At 73.0% G+C, this 14,326-nt stretch carries 7 protein-coding genes; 3 read left to right on the top strand and 4 right to left on the bottom strand.

Going from position 1 to position 14,326, the window contains the following annotated elements:
• Complete coding sequence (eccD, locus tag ACQHII_RS44505; protein WP_427924619.1) at positions 1-1,398, bottom strand: type VII secretion integral membrane protein EccD; 1,398 nt, start codon at positions 1,396-1,398, stop codon at positions 1-3.
• Positions 1,395-5,426 (bottom strand): type VII secretion protein EccCa, encoded by a 4,032-nt coding sequence (gene eccCa, locus ACQHII_RS44500; protein ID WP_427924618.1) that lies wholly within the window; start codon positions 5,424-5,426, stop codon positions 1,395-1,397. Before eccCa ends, eccD begins: the two co-directional genes overlap by 4 nt.
• 250 nt (positions 5,427-5,676) lie before the next feature.
• Here eccCa and ACQHII_RS44495 point away from each other — a divergent pair, with 250 nt between their 5' ends.
• Entirely contained in the window at positions 5,677-6,309 is a 633-nt protein-coding gene (locus ACQHII_RS44495) for a response regulator transcription factor (protein ID WP_427924617.1), read from the top strand.
• Between the two features lie 169 nt (positions 6,310-6,478).
• The gene (locus ACQHII_RS44490) at positions 6,479-7,972 is read left to right on the top strand and encodes a ricin-type beta-trefoil lectin domain protein (RefSeq protein WP_427924616.1); all 1,494 of its coding nucleotides are present in this window, start codon (positions 6,479-6,481) and stop codon (positions 7,970-7,972) included.
• A 17-nt stretch (positions 7,973-7,989) separates the two neighbouring features.
• Here the strand turns inward: ACQHII_RS44490 and ACQHII_RS44485 are convergent, their stop codons facing one another.
• Together ACQHII_RS44485 and ACQHII_RS44480 are read right to left on the bottom strand one after the other, a co-directional pair.
• Complete coding sequence (locus ACQHII_RS44485) at positions 7,990-11,592, bottom strand: AAA family ATPase (RefSeq protein WP_427924615.1); 3,603 nt, start codon at positions 11,590-11,592, stop codon at positions 7,990-7,992.
• Positions 11,593-12,309: 717 nt separating this feature from the next.
• Complete coding sequence (locus tag ACQHII_RS44480; protein WP_427924614.1) at positions 12,310-13,752, bottom strand: hypothetical protein; 1,443 nt, start codon at positions 13,750-13,752, stop codon at positions 12,310-12,312.
• A gap of 202 nt (positions 13,753-13,954) precedes the next feature.
• On the opposite strand from ACQHII_RS44480, the gene ACQHII_RS44475 reads away from it, so the two are divergent.
• Entirely contained in the window at positions 13,955-14,248 is a 294-nt protein-coding gene (locus ACQHII_RS44475; RefSeq protein WP_355908990.1) for a WXG100 family type VII secretion target, read from the top strand.
• Positions 14,249-14,326: the final 78 nt, after the last annotated feature.

The raw sequence follows: 14,326 nt of genomic DNA, 5'->3' as shown, positions 1-14,326 counted from the left end.
CTAGCCCGCGAGGCCGCGGAAGTAGGCGTACGCGTGCAGGACTTGGAGCAGCAGTGGCAGCAGGGCGACCGCCGTGACGATCTCCAGCAGGTCGCCGAGATGCCCCCACACGGGCAGCAGTCGGGCCCGCGGGAGCCGCCAGGCTCCGACGAGCAGCAGCAGTGCGGCGGCCAGCAGTGCCGCGAGGACGGCGGCCCGGCCGGCCGGGCCGGTGGGCGCGACCCGGACGATGAGGACGAGTCCCAGGCCGTAGGCGCCGGCCAGCACGGCCGGGACCCGCTGGAGGGTGCCGTTGGTGCCGCGTGCGCGGAGCAGGACGGCCAGGCTGAGGCAGAGGGGAAGGAGCCAGCCGGCCCAGCCGGCCTCACGGTCGGCGAGCAGCCAGAGGGCGACCGCCCACACCAGCGCGGAGGCGATGCCGATCGTGTCGAGGCAGGCGGTGGCGACGGAGACCCGGCCGGCCACCCGTTCGCCGGGCTCGGGCTCGATGTCGAGCTGGAGTTCCTCGGCGTCGTGCGGGAGCTGGGGCACGCGCAGTCGGGCGGTCCGCAGGGCCAGCCGGGGGGCGAGATGGCCGAGGACGAACAGGCCCACCGCGACCACCGAGGCGGCCTGGACACCGTGCAGACCGGCGGTCTCGGCGAGGCCCGCCCCGAGCGCGGCGGCGAGCGCCGTGAGCAGGACGGTGCCGGGTACGACCAGGGGCAGGGCACCCAGTGCGAGCAGTCCGCCGGCCAGGGCGACCACGCACCCGGCGGCCACGAGGACTCCTGTCGTGCCGGGGGCGAATCCGCCGGACGGGCCTTCGCGCAGGGTCGTCCCGGCCAGGGCGGCGAAGCCGAACGCGCCGACGCCGGCGACCAGCACGGCTCCCGGGTCCGCGTGCATCCGGGCGGCGCTCGCGCAGCCCGCGGCCAGCACCAGCGCGATCGCCCCGGCGGTCACCGCGGTGAGCGGGCCGGGCCCCGCACCGAGCAGCGCGGCGGCGAGCGCGGCCAGGGCCAGGCAGGACAGGGCGAGGCCGAGGTTCCGGGTGAGTTCGGGGCGCCAGCGGCCGGGTCCGGCGCCGACGGTGTGGGCGACGCCGTCGGAGACGTCGTCGAAGTGCAGCGCGGGCAGTGCCGCGTCGGCCGGACGCAGGTGCAGGACGTCGCCGTCGCGCAGCCCGGCGCTCTCGGGGGTGGCCTCGGGGTCGAGGGGGTCCTCGCCGAGCCGTTGCAGTGTCCAGGGGGTGCCCCGGGTGTCGGGGCCCGTGGCGGTGTGGCGCAGCAGCAGCGGCAGAAGGGCGGAGACCGGGGTGGTGACGGGGACGGCGAGGTCGGCCCTGCCGTCCGGTGCCTCCACGGTGAGGCGGCAGACCTCGGCGATCCGGGCGGGCAGGGGTACGGCGGTGGTCATCGTGCTCCTGTGGGGAGGGGGGCCGCCGACACCAGGCCGGTCTGGACGAGCTGGACGGTGCGGCGGGTGACGAGCTGGGCGCGGCCCGCGGGCAGGGTGCGGGGCTTGGCCTCGCCGATGAACTTGCCCTCCTCCTTGGGGTAGGAGAACAGCAGCGCGGGGTTGCCCAGCTCCCACATCCGCCGGATCAGCGGGTCCATGACGGACCGCATGGCGCCGGAGGTGGACCGGGCGACGACCATGTGCAGTCCGATGTGGGCGCCCTGCGCGAGCAGCGGCACCAACGGCATCATCGGTGAGGGGGTGCCGGGCGCGCCGGAGAAGAGGTCATAGTCGTCGACGAGGACGAACAGCAGCGGACCGGTCCACCAGTCCCGCTTCTCCAGCTGCTCCGGGGAGACGTCCGGGCCGGGCTGTCGTTTGGCGACGGACACGGCGGCACTGTCGGCGAGCTTGCCGAGCGCGTCGTTGTCGACGACGTATCCGACCCGGTACTCCTCGGGCACGTCCTTGAGCAGTCCGCGCCCGGGGTCGGCCAGCAGGATCCTGGCCTCCTCGGGCCGGTAGCGGGCGGTGATGGCGCGGATGGCCAGCCGCAGCGCGTTGGTCTTGCCGGTCTCGCCGTCGCCGAAGACCAGCAGGTGCGGAGTGGCGCCGAAGTCGTGCCAGACGGGGGCGAGCCGCTGCTCGTCCCAGCCCACGCAGAACTTCAGGTCGCGGGTGTCGGCCGGGGCGGGCAGGCGGCGGGCGTCGAGCCTGGTCGGCAGCAGGCGCACGCCGGGGGCCCGGGGGCCGGTCCAGAAGGTATCGATCTCTGCGACCGCCGCCTTGGTGGCGGCCGTCAGGTCGTCGGTGCGCGAGGAGCTGTCGAGCCGGGGCAGCGCGGACAGGAAGTGGTGTCCGGAGCTGGTCAGACCGCGTCCCGGCCGGTGCGGGACACCGGCCGCCGCACGGGAGCCGACCTCCGACTCCATCGAGTCACCGAGCCGCAGTTCGAGCTTGGTGCCGAGCAAGTCCCGCAGCCGGGGCCGTACTTCGGACCAGCGCACCGCGGAGGCGACCACGTGCAGCCCGAACGACAGGCCGCGCGCGGCGAGTTCCATGATCCGCTGCTCCAGGTCCTCGTAGTCCTGGCGGAGCGTGGCCCAGCCGTCGACCACCAGGAACACGTCACCGAAGGGGTCGTCGATCGCGCCGTCCGCGCGCAGCGCCCGGTAGGCGGCCATCGACTCCAGGCCCCGGGAGGTGAACAACTGCTCGCGCTGTTCCAGGAGTTGGGTGAGTTCCTCGACGGTACGCAGGACCCGGTCGCGTTCCAGCCGGGTGGCCACCGAGCCGACGTGCGGCAGTCCGGCGGTGGAGACCAGACCGCCGCCGCCGAAGTCGAGGCAGTAGAACTGGACTTCGGCGGGCGTGTGGGTCAGGGCCAGCGACAGCATCAGGGTGCGCAGCAGGGTGGACTTGCCGGTCTGCGGCGCGCCCACCAGACCGAGGTGGCCGTCGGCGCCCGACAGATCGGCGATCAGCAGTTCGCGCAGCTGCTCGAACGGACGGTCCACCATGCCCAACGGGACGCGCAGCGCGCCCTGGACGCGGCGGTCGGCGGCGCCCATGCCCCGGTCCGGGTCGGGCACGATGCCGGGCAGCAACTGGTCCAGGCCGGGCGACTCGGACAGCGGGGAGAGCCAGACCTGCCGGGCGGGCGGGCCACTGTCCTCCAGCCGCCCGACGAAGACCTCCAGCAGGCTGTCCTCGCCGCCCTCACCGCCGTCCTCCTCGGGTCCCGCGCCGGCGCCCTGGTCGCGCAGGGCCTCCTCGGCGAGCGAGACCAGCCGGGCGGCCTCCTCCGCCTCACGGTCCGCGGCCGGCACACCGTGCCGCTCCAGTGCGAACGCGGTCACCTCACGGGCCGTGCCCGTCCGGTGCGCCGACTCCTCGGGGCCGGCGGGCACGGGCGCCGCTCCGGAGACGTAGGCGGCCTTGAACCGGACCAGGTTGGTGGTGTCGACCTTGAGGTAGCCGTTGCCGGGGGCGGACGGCAGTTCGTAGGCGCTGGAGGTGCCGATGACGCTGCGCGACTCCATCGAGGAGAAGGTGCGCAGGGCGAGCCGGTACGACAGGTGGCCCTCGACCCGGTGGATACGGGACTCGTCCAACCGCTGTGAGGCCAGCAGCAGATGCACACCCAGGCTGCGTCCGAGCCGCCCGATGGAGACGAACAGCTCCACGAACTCCGGCTTGCTGGCGAGGAGTTCGGAGAACTCGTCGACGATGACCAGGAGCGAGGGCAGCGGGGCCAGCGTGCTCGCCCCGGCGGCGCGCGCCTTCTCGTACTCGAAGAGCGAGGCGTATCCGGCTTCCCGCAGCAGTTCCTGACGGCGGATCATCTCGCCGTTGATGGAGTCCCGCATGCGGTCGACGAGGGGAAGTTCGTCGGCGAGGTTGGTGATGACGGCGGAGGTGTGCGGGAGCCGCTCCATGTTGAGGAAGGTGGCGCCCCCCTTGAAGTCCACCAGGACGAGGTTCAGGATCTCGGAGGAGTGGGTGGCGGCCAGGCCCGTGACGAGGGTGCGCAGCAGTTCGCTCTTGCCCGAGCCGGTGGCGCCGATCAGCAGTCCGTGCGGACCCATACCGCCCTGAGCGGACTCCTTCAGGTCCAGTTCGACGATCTCGCCGTCCTCGGTGACCCCGATCGGCACCTTGAGGCGGGCGTCCTGGGCGAGCCGCGGTCGCCACTTGGCCGCGACGTCGAAGGCGTGTACGTCACGGATGCCGAGCATGGTGGCCAGGTCGAAGTCGGACTCCAGGGGCCGGTCGACCAGGTCGACACCGCCGCCGGTGCGCATCGGGGCGAGGGCACGGGCCAGTTGCTCGGCCTCGACGGGACCGAGCCGGTCGGCCCGGCCGCCGACGTCCTCGCTGCCGCTGGGGAACCCGACCTGGCCGTCGCGGACCGTGAGCCGCAGCACCTTGGGTCCGCCGGTCATCGCACCGGTGAGGTCGAGAAGCACCACCCCGCGTATCCCGGCGCCCAACAGCCTTGAGCTAGCGGGGAGTTGTACGCCCTGGGAGACGATCACCGTGAACGGTTCGGCGACGCTGGGCGAGGAGGTGACATCGTGGTCGGGGCGGTCGCGGACATCGGGTCCGAGCAGATCGAGGAGTTCGTCGTGGTCGCCCGCGGCCAGCCGCACCGCTCCGGCCGTGTCCTCCTCGGTCGGGTGGGCGTTGTGCGGCAGCCACTTGAGCCAGTCCCAGTCCGCGCGCGCGGCCTCGTCGCCCAGCACCGCGATCCGCAGTTCGTCAGGAGAGTGGAAGACCGCCAACTGGCCGAGCACCGCGCGGGCCAGAGCCACCGCCTCCTCGGTCCCGCCGGTGAACTCGACGCTGGTGAAGCGCTGGAGCGAGACGGGCACCGGCAGCAGGGGCACGGTCTGGTGGGCCTTGGTGAACCGGCGCAGCGAGATCGCGCACAGCGGTTCCAGGTCCTCCACCGGCTTGGTCTGCGGCGGCAGGAACTCCAGCGCGGCGCGGCGGGTCGCGAGACCGATGCGGACCCGGCCGAAGTCCTCGTGTCCGGGCCTGCGTTCCCACAGCCGGGTGCCGGTCGCGAGTGCCCACAGGTCGGACGCCTCGGGGTTGTCCCAGAGCAGTGCGGCCCGCTGGTCGTCGGCGGCCCGCCGGGCCTGAACCCGCTTCTGGGCGAGGTAGCGCAGGTAGTCCCGGCGTTCGGCGCGCATCCGGCGGCGCCGTTCCGCGCCGGGCCTGCCGATCTGGGTCAGCGTCATGCTGATCATGGCGACGCCCATCATGCCGGTCATCATGTACATGGACGTACCACCGCTGCCGACCGAGAACATCAGCGCCATGGCCCCTGCGCCCAGGCCCATCGGCAGGTACGTCATCACCGAGCCGAAGTCGGCGGTGGCCGGTTCGCCCAGCACCGGGGGCTCGGCGAGTTCCACCTGGCCCTCCGGCATCGGGGGGCCTTCGGCACGCGGCGAGCGCTTGGCGACGACGGTGCTCAACGTGCCCTCTTCTCTGCTTCTTCCGGTGTTCCCACAACGGGATCCGCGACTGGATCCGCGCGTGGAGATTAGGCAGAGGGCCGCCCGCACCCGCGTCGTACGGGCCGATGTCCGCCCTCGCGGGCAGCGAAGCCTGGCCGCAGGGGCAGCTTCGCCAAGTACACGCCAAGTCGGCCTTAAGGCCGACCGGTGACGATCGTCGCCCGCCCTTCCAGGGCGATGATCCGCACCCGGAAGGAAAGCAGAAACGTTGGGGACGATCTCGATCGCAGTCCTTGCCAGTGACCCGATCACCGGTGAGGGGGCCGTCTGGTGCCTGCGCAGGTATCCGGATCTGACGGTACTGCCACAGGAGGAACACCGGCACGCGGACGTGGCCCTCTTGATCACGCCGGACGTCACCGAGGACACCATGCTGCTCATGGAGTCGGTGACCGAGCGCTCCACCCGTCCCGGCATGGGGCTCGTGCTGATCACCGGCCACATCGGCGAAGCCCACCTGCTGCGGGCGGTCCGGTACGGCCTGCGCGGTGTGATGTGGCGTCAGGACACCACGTACGACAAGGTCGTGGAGTCCGTGCGCGCGGTGGCCCAAGGCGGAGCGGCCCTGCCGCTGCCGGTGCAGGGGCAGCTCATCGACCACATCAAGGCGGTCCAGCGCGACGTGCTGGGGCCGCTGGGGCTGACCGCGTCCGGTCTGGAGACCCGCGAGGTCGATGTGCTGCGGCTACTGGCCGAGGGGCTGGAGACAACGGAGATCGCCCAGAAGCTGAACTACTCCGAGCGCACCATCAAGAGCATCGTCAGCGTCATGATGAACCGCCTCGGCCTCCGCAACCGCACGCACGCGGTCGCCTACGCGCTGCGCTCGGGGACGCTGTAGTCGGCAGCGCTCGTGCGGGGCGAACCGAACATCCCGGCCCCCCGGCCCGCAGGGGAAGAGTTTCCGGTCCTGCGGGGCAGAACCCGGCTTCTCCCGGCGGGTACCCGCGACCGGCGACCCTAGAGTCGCCCGCCGGGGAACATCGAGTACGCAGACAGGCAGGCAGACGATGGAACACACAACGGGGCAGCCGGAGACACCGGAGGAGCCGGCCCTCTGGGAACGGCCGCTGCCGTGGCTGCGGGAGACCGAGCCGACGTCCGAGTCGGGAAACGCGTCGGCGGAGGAAGCCGCGCTCCCCTCCGAGGACGGCTCCGCCCCGGACGGCGAGACCACTCCCGACGGCACACCTGCGCCCGCGACGGCTGCCGGCCCCGCGCCGAGTACGGACGGGACTTCCTCCGCGCCGGGCCCGTTGTTCCGGCCCAGGGCGAGGCGGTCGGCCGACCCCACGCCGGCACCCGCCCCGGCGTCCCCCACCGCACCCGAACCCGCCGCGTCCGGCGGGCTGTTCCGCCCCCGGGCAGCACGGTCGGCTGACCCCACGCCCGCACACGCTCCGGCGTCCACCCGTGCGGCCGAGCCCGCCACGCCGGGCGGACTGTTCCGCCCAGAGGCAGCACAGCCAGACAGCCCGACACCCGCCCCGGCGTCCCCCACCGCACCCGAACCCGCCGCATCCGGCGGACTGTTCCGCCCCCGGACGGCACGGTCGGTCGGTCCCACGGCCGCGTCGGCTGCCGCCGCTCCGGCCGAGCCCGGTACCCAGGAAGTGTCGACCGCGCCGGGCTCTCTGTTCCGCCCGCGGACGACGGGGCCGGGTGACCCCGGCGGGCAGCGCGAGGCGGGCGCCGGGGACACGCGGCCGGAGCGGAGCGCGCGGGTCGTCGGGGTCGCGGTCGCCGGTTGTGCCCTGCTGGTTCTCGGTATCGGCAGCGCCGCGTTCATCGCCATGCCGGGCCACGACGACTCCGGTCCGCAGGCGGCGACCGTCGGCGACGGCGTCGTCCCCCAACTCACGGCGGGTGCTTCGGAGGGACCGACCGGTTCCCCGTCGGGCAGCGGCCGGCCGACCCACCGTACGAAGGGGTCGAAGGCCGACACGGACAAGGGCCCGCACACCGAGGGAAGTTCGTCCCCGGTGGCGGATGCCGCCCACCCCGGCAAGGCGTCCGGCACCAAGGCGGCCCAGGCCGCCGGCACTGACACCGGCAGCGGTGCCGGCACCGGCGGCACGACGACGAAGGCCTCGACACCGAAGCCCGCCGCTGCCGCCGTGGCCGGTGACGAGATCGTCGGTTACGGCTCCTCGAAGTGCATCGAGGTGAGTGCCCATGCCGGTGTGGACGGCTCCCCCCTGCGGCTGTGGGGATGTGCCGGCAAGGCCTGGCAGAAGTGGGTCTTCAAGTCCGACGGCAGTGTGCGGTCCATGGGCCTGTGCCTGGACATCGCGAACGCCTCGAAGTCCGACGGCGCGGCCATCCAGCTGGCGACCTGCAACGGCGGCTGGGCCCAGCGCTTCAACCTCAACAGCTCCCACGACCTGGTCAACACCGTGATCGGCAAGTGCGTGGACGCCAAGGACCAGGGTACGGCCGACGGTACCCGGCTCCAGCTGTGGAGCTGCGGCGGGACGTCCAACCAGAAGTGGCACCTGGGCTGATCCCGGCCGCCGTCACATCACTTCCGCGCGGGCCGCTCCAGCGAGGCGGCCCGCGCCGCCTCCACCAGGTGCCGTGAACCCCAGCTCCGCGCCACGTCCTCGGCGCAGGCGAACTGCCGTAGCGCCTCGTCCTCGTCGCCCAGAAGCCGGTGCAACTCGCCCAGCGAGTGGGCGAACGGGCGGGTGGCGAAGGAGACACTGGCGGCGCCGGCCAGCTGGGTGCGCAGCGGCAGCAGGAGCGGGATCAGTTCCAGCGCGGTGGTCATGTCCCCCAGCAGGAAGGCCAGTTCGGCCCGGAGGGACAGGGCGATGCCGTACAGGTGGTCCGGGACGACGGGGACGACGGTCGAAGTGCGCCGGCCGAGCAGGTGGGCCCGCTCGCGCTCGCCCTGCCGGGCGAGGACGACGCCGAGGGCGAGTTCGGCGACGGGCCCGGATCCGGGCAGGAGGGTCCGCAGCAGCGGCTCGGCCTCCGCCGGGCGGCCCCGGCCGAGCCGTACGGTGGTCAGCCCCACGGCGTACACGAAGTCGCCGAACGGCGAACCGTGGTAGCGCAACCGCTCCCGTACCTCCGCGTAGCCGGCCTCGGACTCGGCGAAGCGGCCCTCGACGTGGGCCAGCATGGCGAGGGTCAACAGGTTGATCGCCTCCGCCTCCACCAGTCGGTGCCGTCCCGCGATCGCCCGCCCGTCCCCCGTGTGCCGGCGGACCCGCGCGACGTCGTTGCGGGCCCCGGCCGCCATGGCACCGGTGTGCTCGCGCACCCAGCTGTTGGTGGGCAGGTCGTGCGCGTATCCGAGGACGCGCAACTCCGACGCCAGTGACGCGCGGCGGTCCGGGAACGCCTCCGGCTTCATGACGGATGCCGCCGTCAGCGCGCAGGAGAGCAGCAACGGATCCCCGACGGCCCGGGCCACGACCAGCCGGCGATCGACCTCCGAACCCCGCTCCGCCCGTCCCTCGCCGAGCGCGTCCTCCCCGCCCACCGACTCCACGCCGCCGTCCGCGGGCTGCGACCCGGTGGCCTTGGTTCCGCCTTCGGTACTTACGGCGTCGAGTCGTACGCCGGATGCGCCCCTTGCCGCGTGCCCGCACCGGTCGTCAGCGGGGGCCTGCGGCAGGATGCCGAGGACTGCCGGGTCCAGGTCGGCGCGGGCCGTCAGCACGTCGACGAACGTGTCGACCGCCGCCGGGTCGGCGAGTCCCTGCGGCCCGTTCAGGGCCGACCCCGGCCCGCCCCACACACCGAGCGCCCCCGCGACCAGTTCGTCGTGTCCGACGCCTTCGGCCGCCTCCAGGGCGCGCTGCCGGGTGTGCCGTGCGGCCACGATCGCCCCGGCCCGTATCTCGGCCCGCAGCAGGCGGCCGAGCAGCGCGACCAGCCGTCCGGCGCGGCCGTTCGGCATGGCACCGTCCGCGCCGGCGGGGATCAGGGCGAAGGAGTCGATGGCCTGCGTGAGCAGTTGGACCGCGGTGTCATGGGCGTAGCGCCGCTCGGCCTGGTCGGCGGCGCCCAGCGAGTATGCGACGGCGAGCGACGCGGTCTGCGGGCTCGCGGCCCGGGCGAAGTGGTGCGCGAGGGCGGCCAGGTCGTCCGGACGGTGCCTTCGCAGCACCTCCGCGAGCCGGGCGTGCAGACGGGCCCGGCGCACGCCGACGAGATCGGTGTAGAGGGTGTCGCGGACCAGCACGTGCGCGAACCGGACCACACCGGGCGCCGGTTCGGTCAGCAGTCCGGCCATCACGCCCGCCTCGACGGCGTCGAGTACGGCGTGCTCGTCGTGCCGGACGGGGTCCGCGGCCTCGACGAGCACACAGATCTCGATCTCGCGGCCCACCACGGAGGCCAGTTGGAGGACGGCCAGCGCTCCCTCGGGCAGCTGCCGCAGCCGACGCCGCAGCACGTCGCGCACACCCTGCGGGACCTCGGAGACCGCCACCAGGGCACCCTCGCCGGCGAGCAGTCGCGCGCTCTCCCGGACGTAGAAGGGGTTGCCGCCGGTCCGGTCGGCGAGCGCGCTCACGGTCGCCGCGTCGACGTGCTTTCCGCACACCGCCCTGACCAGCGCGTCCACATCGGGTAACGGCAGTCCGCCGAGCGCCAGCCGGTACGGAGAGCGGTGTGCGAGTTCGGCGAGCGTCTTCGTCAGCCGGTCCCCCGCGTCGACCGGGTGGTAGGCGGCGATCACCAGCACCGGCGATCCGACCAGTTCGGCGGCCCTTTCCAGCAGGGCCAGCGTCTCACCGTCCGCCCGATGCAGATCGTCCACGACCACGGCGAGAGGCGCGTCCGCGGCGGCCTCGCGCAGCCAGGTGCTGAACGCCCGGTGCAGCCGGAACCGCCCGACGGACGCTCTGTCGCCCCGCCCCGGGAATCCCGCCGCCACACTCTCGCGGGTCCCGTCTCCGCTCTCTCCCGCTGCCCCGTAGCCGGCCTCATGGAGCAGGGCGCCGAGCGCGTCCGGGTCGGTGGGAGGGATCCGGCGGGCGAGCGCGCCGAGCGCTTCCACCCAGGCCCAGGCGGACGGGGCGCCGTCGAACTCGGGGCAGCGTCCGACCACCACGGTCCAGCCCTGTTCCCGCAACCGCCGCTGGTACCGGCCGAGCAGCGCCGACTTGCCGGCCCCGGCCTCCCCGGTCACCAGGACCAGGCCGCCGCCCCGCCGGGCGTCGCGCGCCACCTCGTCCAAGGCCCGCAGTTCGTCGTCCCGGCCCACGAACATGTCGTCGTCCGGCAGGACGACGCCCACGGTGTCCCGGGGGACCCCGAGCGGCACACGCTGTCCCGCCTCCGATGCCCAAGTCCCGGGCCCCGCAACCGATTCCAAGGCCTCCGGCACCGCGGACTCCACCGGTACCGCCGCGCGCAGGAACTCCGTCCGCCCCGCGAGCACGGCCGCCTCCACCTCGGCCAGGGCGTCGCCGAAGCCCAGGCCGAGTTCGTCGGCCATCACGCCGGCCGCCCGCCGCAACTCGGCCACCGCGTCGGGGCGGCGTCCACTGACCCACAGCCCGAGGGCCAGCAGCCGCCAGCCCTCCTCCCGCAGTGGATGCTCCCGTACGAGCGCCTCGGCCGCCGGCACCGCCTCCCGCGCGGCCCCCGTGGCCAGGGCCGCCGCGATCGCCATCTCCCTTGCGGTCAGGTGGAGTTCACCCAGCCGGGCGGCTTCGGCCGTCGCCCACTCCTCGTCCGCCCACTCGCCGTAGGCCGCTCCGTGCCACCACCCGAGGGCCTCCTCCAACAGGCGCCGGGCCTCGGGCTGCGGTGCCGTACGCGCCCGCCGTACCACCGCCTCGAACCGCCAGGCGTCGACCGCGTCCTCGGGCAGCCGCAGGGCGTACCCGGGCGGGGCGCTGACCAGGACACCGGCCGGGGTGCGGGGCGTCCGGCTGGGTTCGAGCACACGACGGAGATTCGACACGTAGACATGCAGGGAGGCCGCCGCCTTCTCCGGGGGCCGCCCCCGCCACAAGCGGTCGATGAGTCCGTCGACGGACACCACACGGCCGCGTTCGGCCAGCAGGAGGGCAAGCACAGCTCGCTGCCGGGGACCTCCCAGGTTGACCGGCGCACCATCGATGTCCGCGCCGATGGATCCCAGGACCCTAACGTTGAGCATGATCCGTCAATCTACAGCGCGGTCCCCTTGGCTTCGGCGGAGCTCCGTCGCATGTCAGGGGGCGATGCCACGACACCGCCGGAAGGACCTGCGTCCCTGACATCCCGGCCCGCGACGGGGCGCCGACACCAACTTGGTTTCCCGGACTGCTGTCGGCCTGGTCCACCGCTTTGCCGAAAGTCTCCTGTTCTTCGCGAAGCCGCGAGGCGCAGTCCGTGTACACCTGCGCCGCATCGTGGTAGGCGGTCGCGGTCTTGCGCAGCTTGTCCGGGAGATCATCCCTGGCGTCGCGATACCGCGTGATCAGACCCTGCATCAGATCCGGATCCCCCGGGGTGGGCTCACTGTCCATCCCCACCACCTCTAAATCCTGCTGACTCGCATGCCGCCGCGCCATACCGATTCCCTCCCCTGAGACGTTGAGTCGCTTGCCCGTACGACGTCTCCGTTCCGGGCCCGGACGGCAAGCAAGGCCGCCTCGACACCCCGCACCACCCGTTACACGAAACGGAAGGACCGCAGAGTTCACAGCGCGACGCGAAAGGACGGCTGTCGGATATCGAACCGGAAAGGCATATGGCTGAGGAAGGAATGGTTGCCCTCCAGCCACCGACCGGCGTTGCTCACACTCGTTTTTTGACGGACTGGCATGTTGTGGGGTCTGCCATCGCGGCGTGGGCTCCCGACCTTGTTGTGGCGGACCGCCGTGTACTCGCGTCAGGCGGGCACGGTCAGGCGGAGCGGCAGAACGGGAACCGTCACGCAGCCTTCGTCGTCGGCGTGCCATTGCCAGTGGGCGTTGGCGGCGTCCCCGTACACGAATCCCGTCCATCCCGCGCCCCGTGGTCCGCAGAGAGCCTCCAGTTCGGCGGTCTCCCGCGGCCCGGGGGTGCCGGCGACCACGACCAGGCCGGCTACGGGGTGCCGGTGTGCGGGGGAGCGTACGGCGCCCGGTGTCGCCGTGTCCGTCCTTGCCGTGTCTGCCCTCGCGGTGGATGGTTCGACGCGGGTGAGGTGGTTGAGGCCCGGTGGTACGGCGGGCAGTGGTGAGCCGTCTGCCCCGGTCAGTACGGTCACGGGGGTCTGGGGCCGGTTGCGGGCGACCTCGGCCAGCAGGTTCTGCACGACGTCGCGGGCCACTGCGGCGTTTCCGGTGACGCTGAGGACGCCGTCGAGGCGGCTGAGGTCGACGAAGACCGGGCAGTCGTCCTCGTCGGTGCCGACCCGGACGAGGAGGGCTTCGCCCGGGTCGGCCGGTGTGGTGGCCTCGGGCCGGTTCAGCCAGCCGGCGGCGGAGGCGGGGCGCTGCCAGCGCGGGCCGTCGATGTTGGTCCAGGTGGGGTCGGGGGCCTGCGTCGTGTCGAGCCACACCAGTACGCCGGTGTCGTCCACCCGCAGGGCGTGGACGGGTACGGCGTCCCGCAGGGGGGTGGCCGCGAAGTCGGCGAGGGTGTCGTAGGCCCGTCGTACGGAGTCGGCGTCGGTCGCGAAGCGGAGGCCGGTGGAGCGCCGGACGGCGAGTCGGCGTCGGCGGCGGGCCGGATCGCCGAGTCGGCGCACCGTGCGGCCGACGGCGGCGGCCCAGGACGTGAGGCCGCGTCGGCTCACGATGGCGGCTGTCACCAGGGCGAGGAGGAACGCGCTGGCCACCGCGATGGCGGAGGCCAGCGGGATGGCGAACACCGCGGTCTGTGCGGTGGGCGAGCCGCTGCCTGCCGGCGCGGCCGTGCCCTGGCCTTGGTCTCCGGAGCCGGTGGTCTGTCCGGCCGAGGTGTCTTTGGCGAGTTGTACGTCGGGGCCCGAGGCGTCTTGGGGCAGCCGCAGGATCCAGCCCGGATGCAGAGTCTCGTCGGGGCTGTTCAGGCTGTCGCCGTCCTTCTGTGCGAGGCCGCGGTTGAGGGTGAAGATGTCACCGGCCCGGGTCTCGTCGCCGAGGGTGGCTTGCGCGATCTCGCCGAGTGTGACCGGGGTGCCGCCGGTCTGCGCGGGGTCCTGTACGACGAACACCTTGACCAGGTCTCCGTCGGCGGCCACCGCGGCGGTGGTCATACCGAGGCCGGTGAGACACGCGATCAGCAGTGCGATGAGGGCGTGGTGCGGGCGGCGCACCGCGGCCGGTCGTGCACCGCTCCCGGGCCTGGATCCGGGGCTGTTGCTCATGGGGTCCACCTAGGTTCTGCGGCGTTGGCGTGTGCCGACTACACGGGGCAGCCCGCCGGAAAGGTTCGACGAACCGGTGCACGTTCTCCCGCCGGCGGGTGAACCTTCCGGGCGGCCGGCCCCGTGTAGTCATCGATGCCTGTCGGAAACCCACGGATCGTGGCGCGGCGGCTCAATACCCACACGCACAAGGAGCACTGTCATGCCCAATTTCAACGTCAACTCCGATGAGACGGCCAGCACGTCGCAGGCCCTGCTGAACGACTTCTCGCAGCTCACGGACAAGCTCTCCGAGGTCAGGAACAAGATCCAGAGCCTGCTGTCCAACGGGTACAGCACGCCGGCGGCCCAGCAGAAGTTCTCGCCGTTCTTCGACGAGTTCGCCAAGGGCTTCCAGCAGGTCAACGACTCGCTCCAGGGCATCGGGAACTACGTGAAGTCGGTCGGTGACGCGTTCGACCAGACGGACAGCTCGCTCGGGAACAACCTGAACTGACCCCGGCCCCGGCCGGCGCGCCGTCCCGCCCGGGCCCTGTACGGCCGCTGGCGGTTGTGCGCCCCACCACCCCTTCCA

Source organism: Streptomyces sp. cg40, from assembly GCF_050320165.1.
Classification (GTDB): domain Bacteria; phylum Actinomycetota; class Actinomycetes; order Streptomycetales; family Streptomycetaceae; genus Streptomyces; species Streptomyces hokutonensis.
This window is presented reverse-complemented; position numbering and strand designations above follow the sequence as displayed.

What these genes read in the sequence shown, in the direction of transcription:
- eccD (WP_427924619.1), bottom strand. Translation starts at nt 1,398, where the DNA reads ATGACCACCGCCGTACCCCTGCCCGCCCGGATCGCCGAGGTCTGCCGC.
- ACQHII_RS44490 (WP_427924616.1), top strand. Translation starts at nt 6,479, where the DNA reads ATGGAACACACAACGGGGCAGCCGGAGACACCGGAGGAGCCGGCCCTC.
- ACQHII_RS44485 (WP_427924615.1), bottom strand. Translation starts at nt 11,592, where the DNA reads ATGCTCAACGTTAGGGTCCTGGGATCCATCGGCGCGGACATCGATGGT.
- ACQHII_RS44480 (WP_427924614.1), bottom strand. Translation starts at nt 13,752, where the DNA reads ATGAGCAACAGCCCCGGATCCAGGCCCGGGAGCGGTGCACGACCGGCC.
- ACQHII_RS44475 (WP_355908990.1), top strand. Translation starts at nt 13,955, where the DNA reads ATGCCCAATTTCAACGTCAACTCCGATGAGACGGCCAGCACGTCGCAG.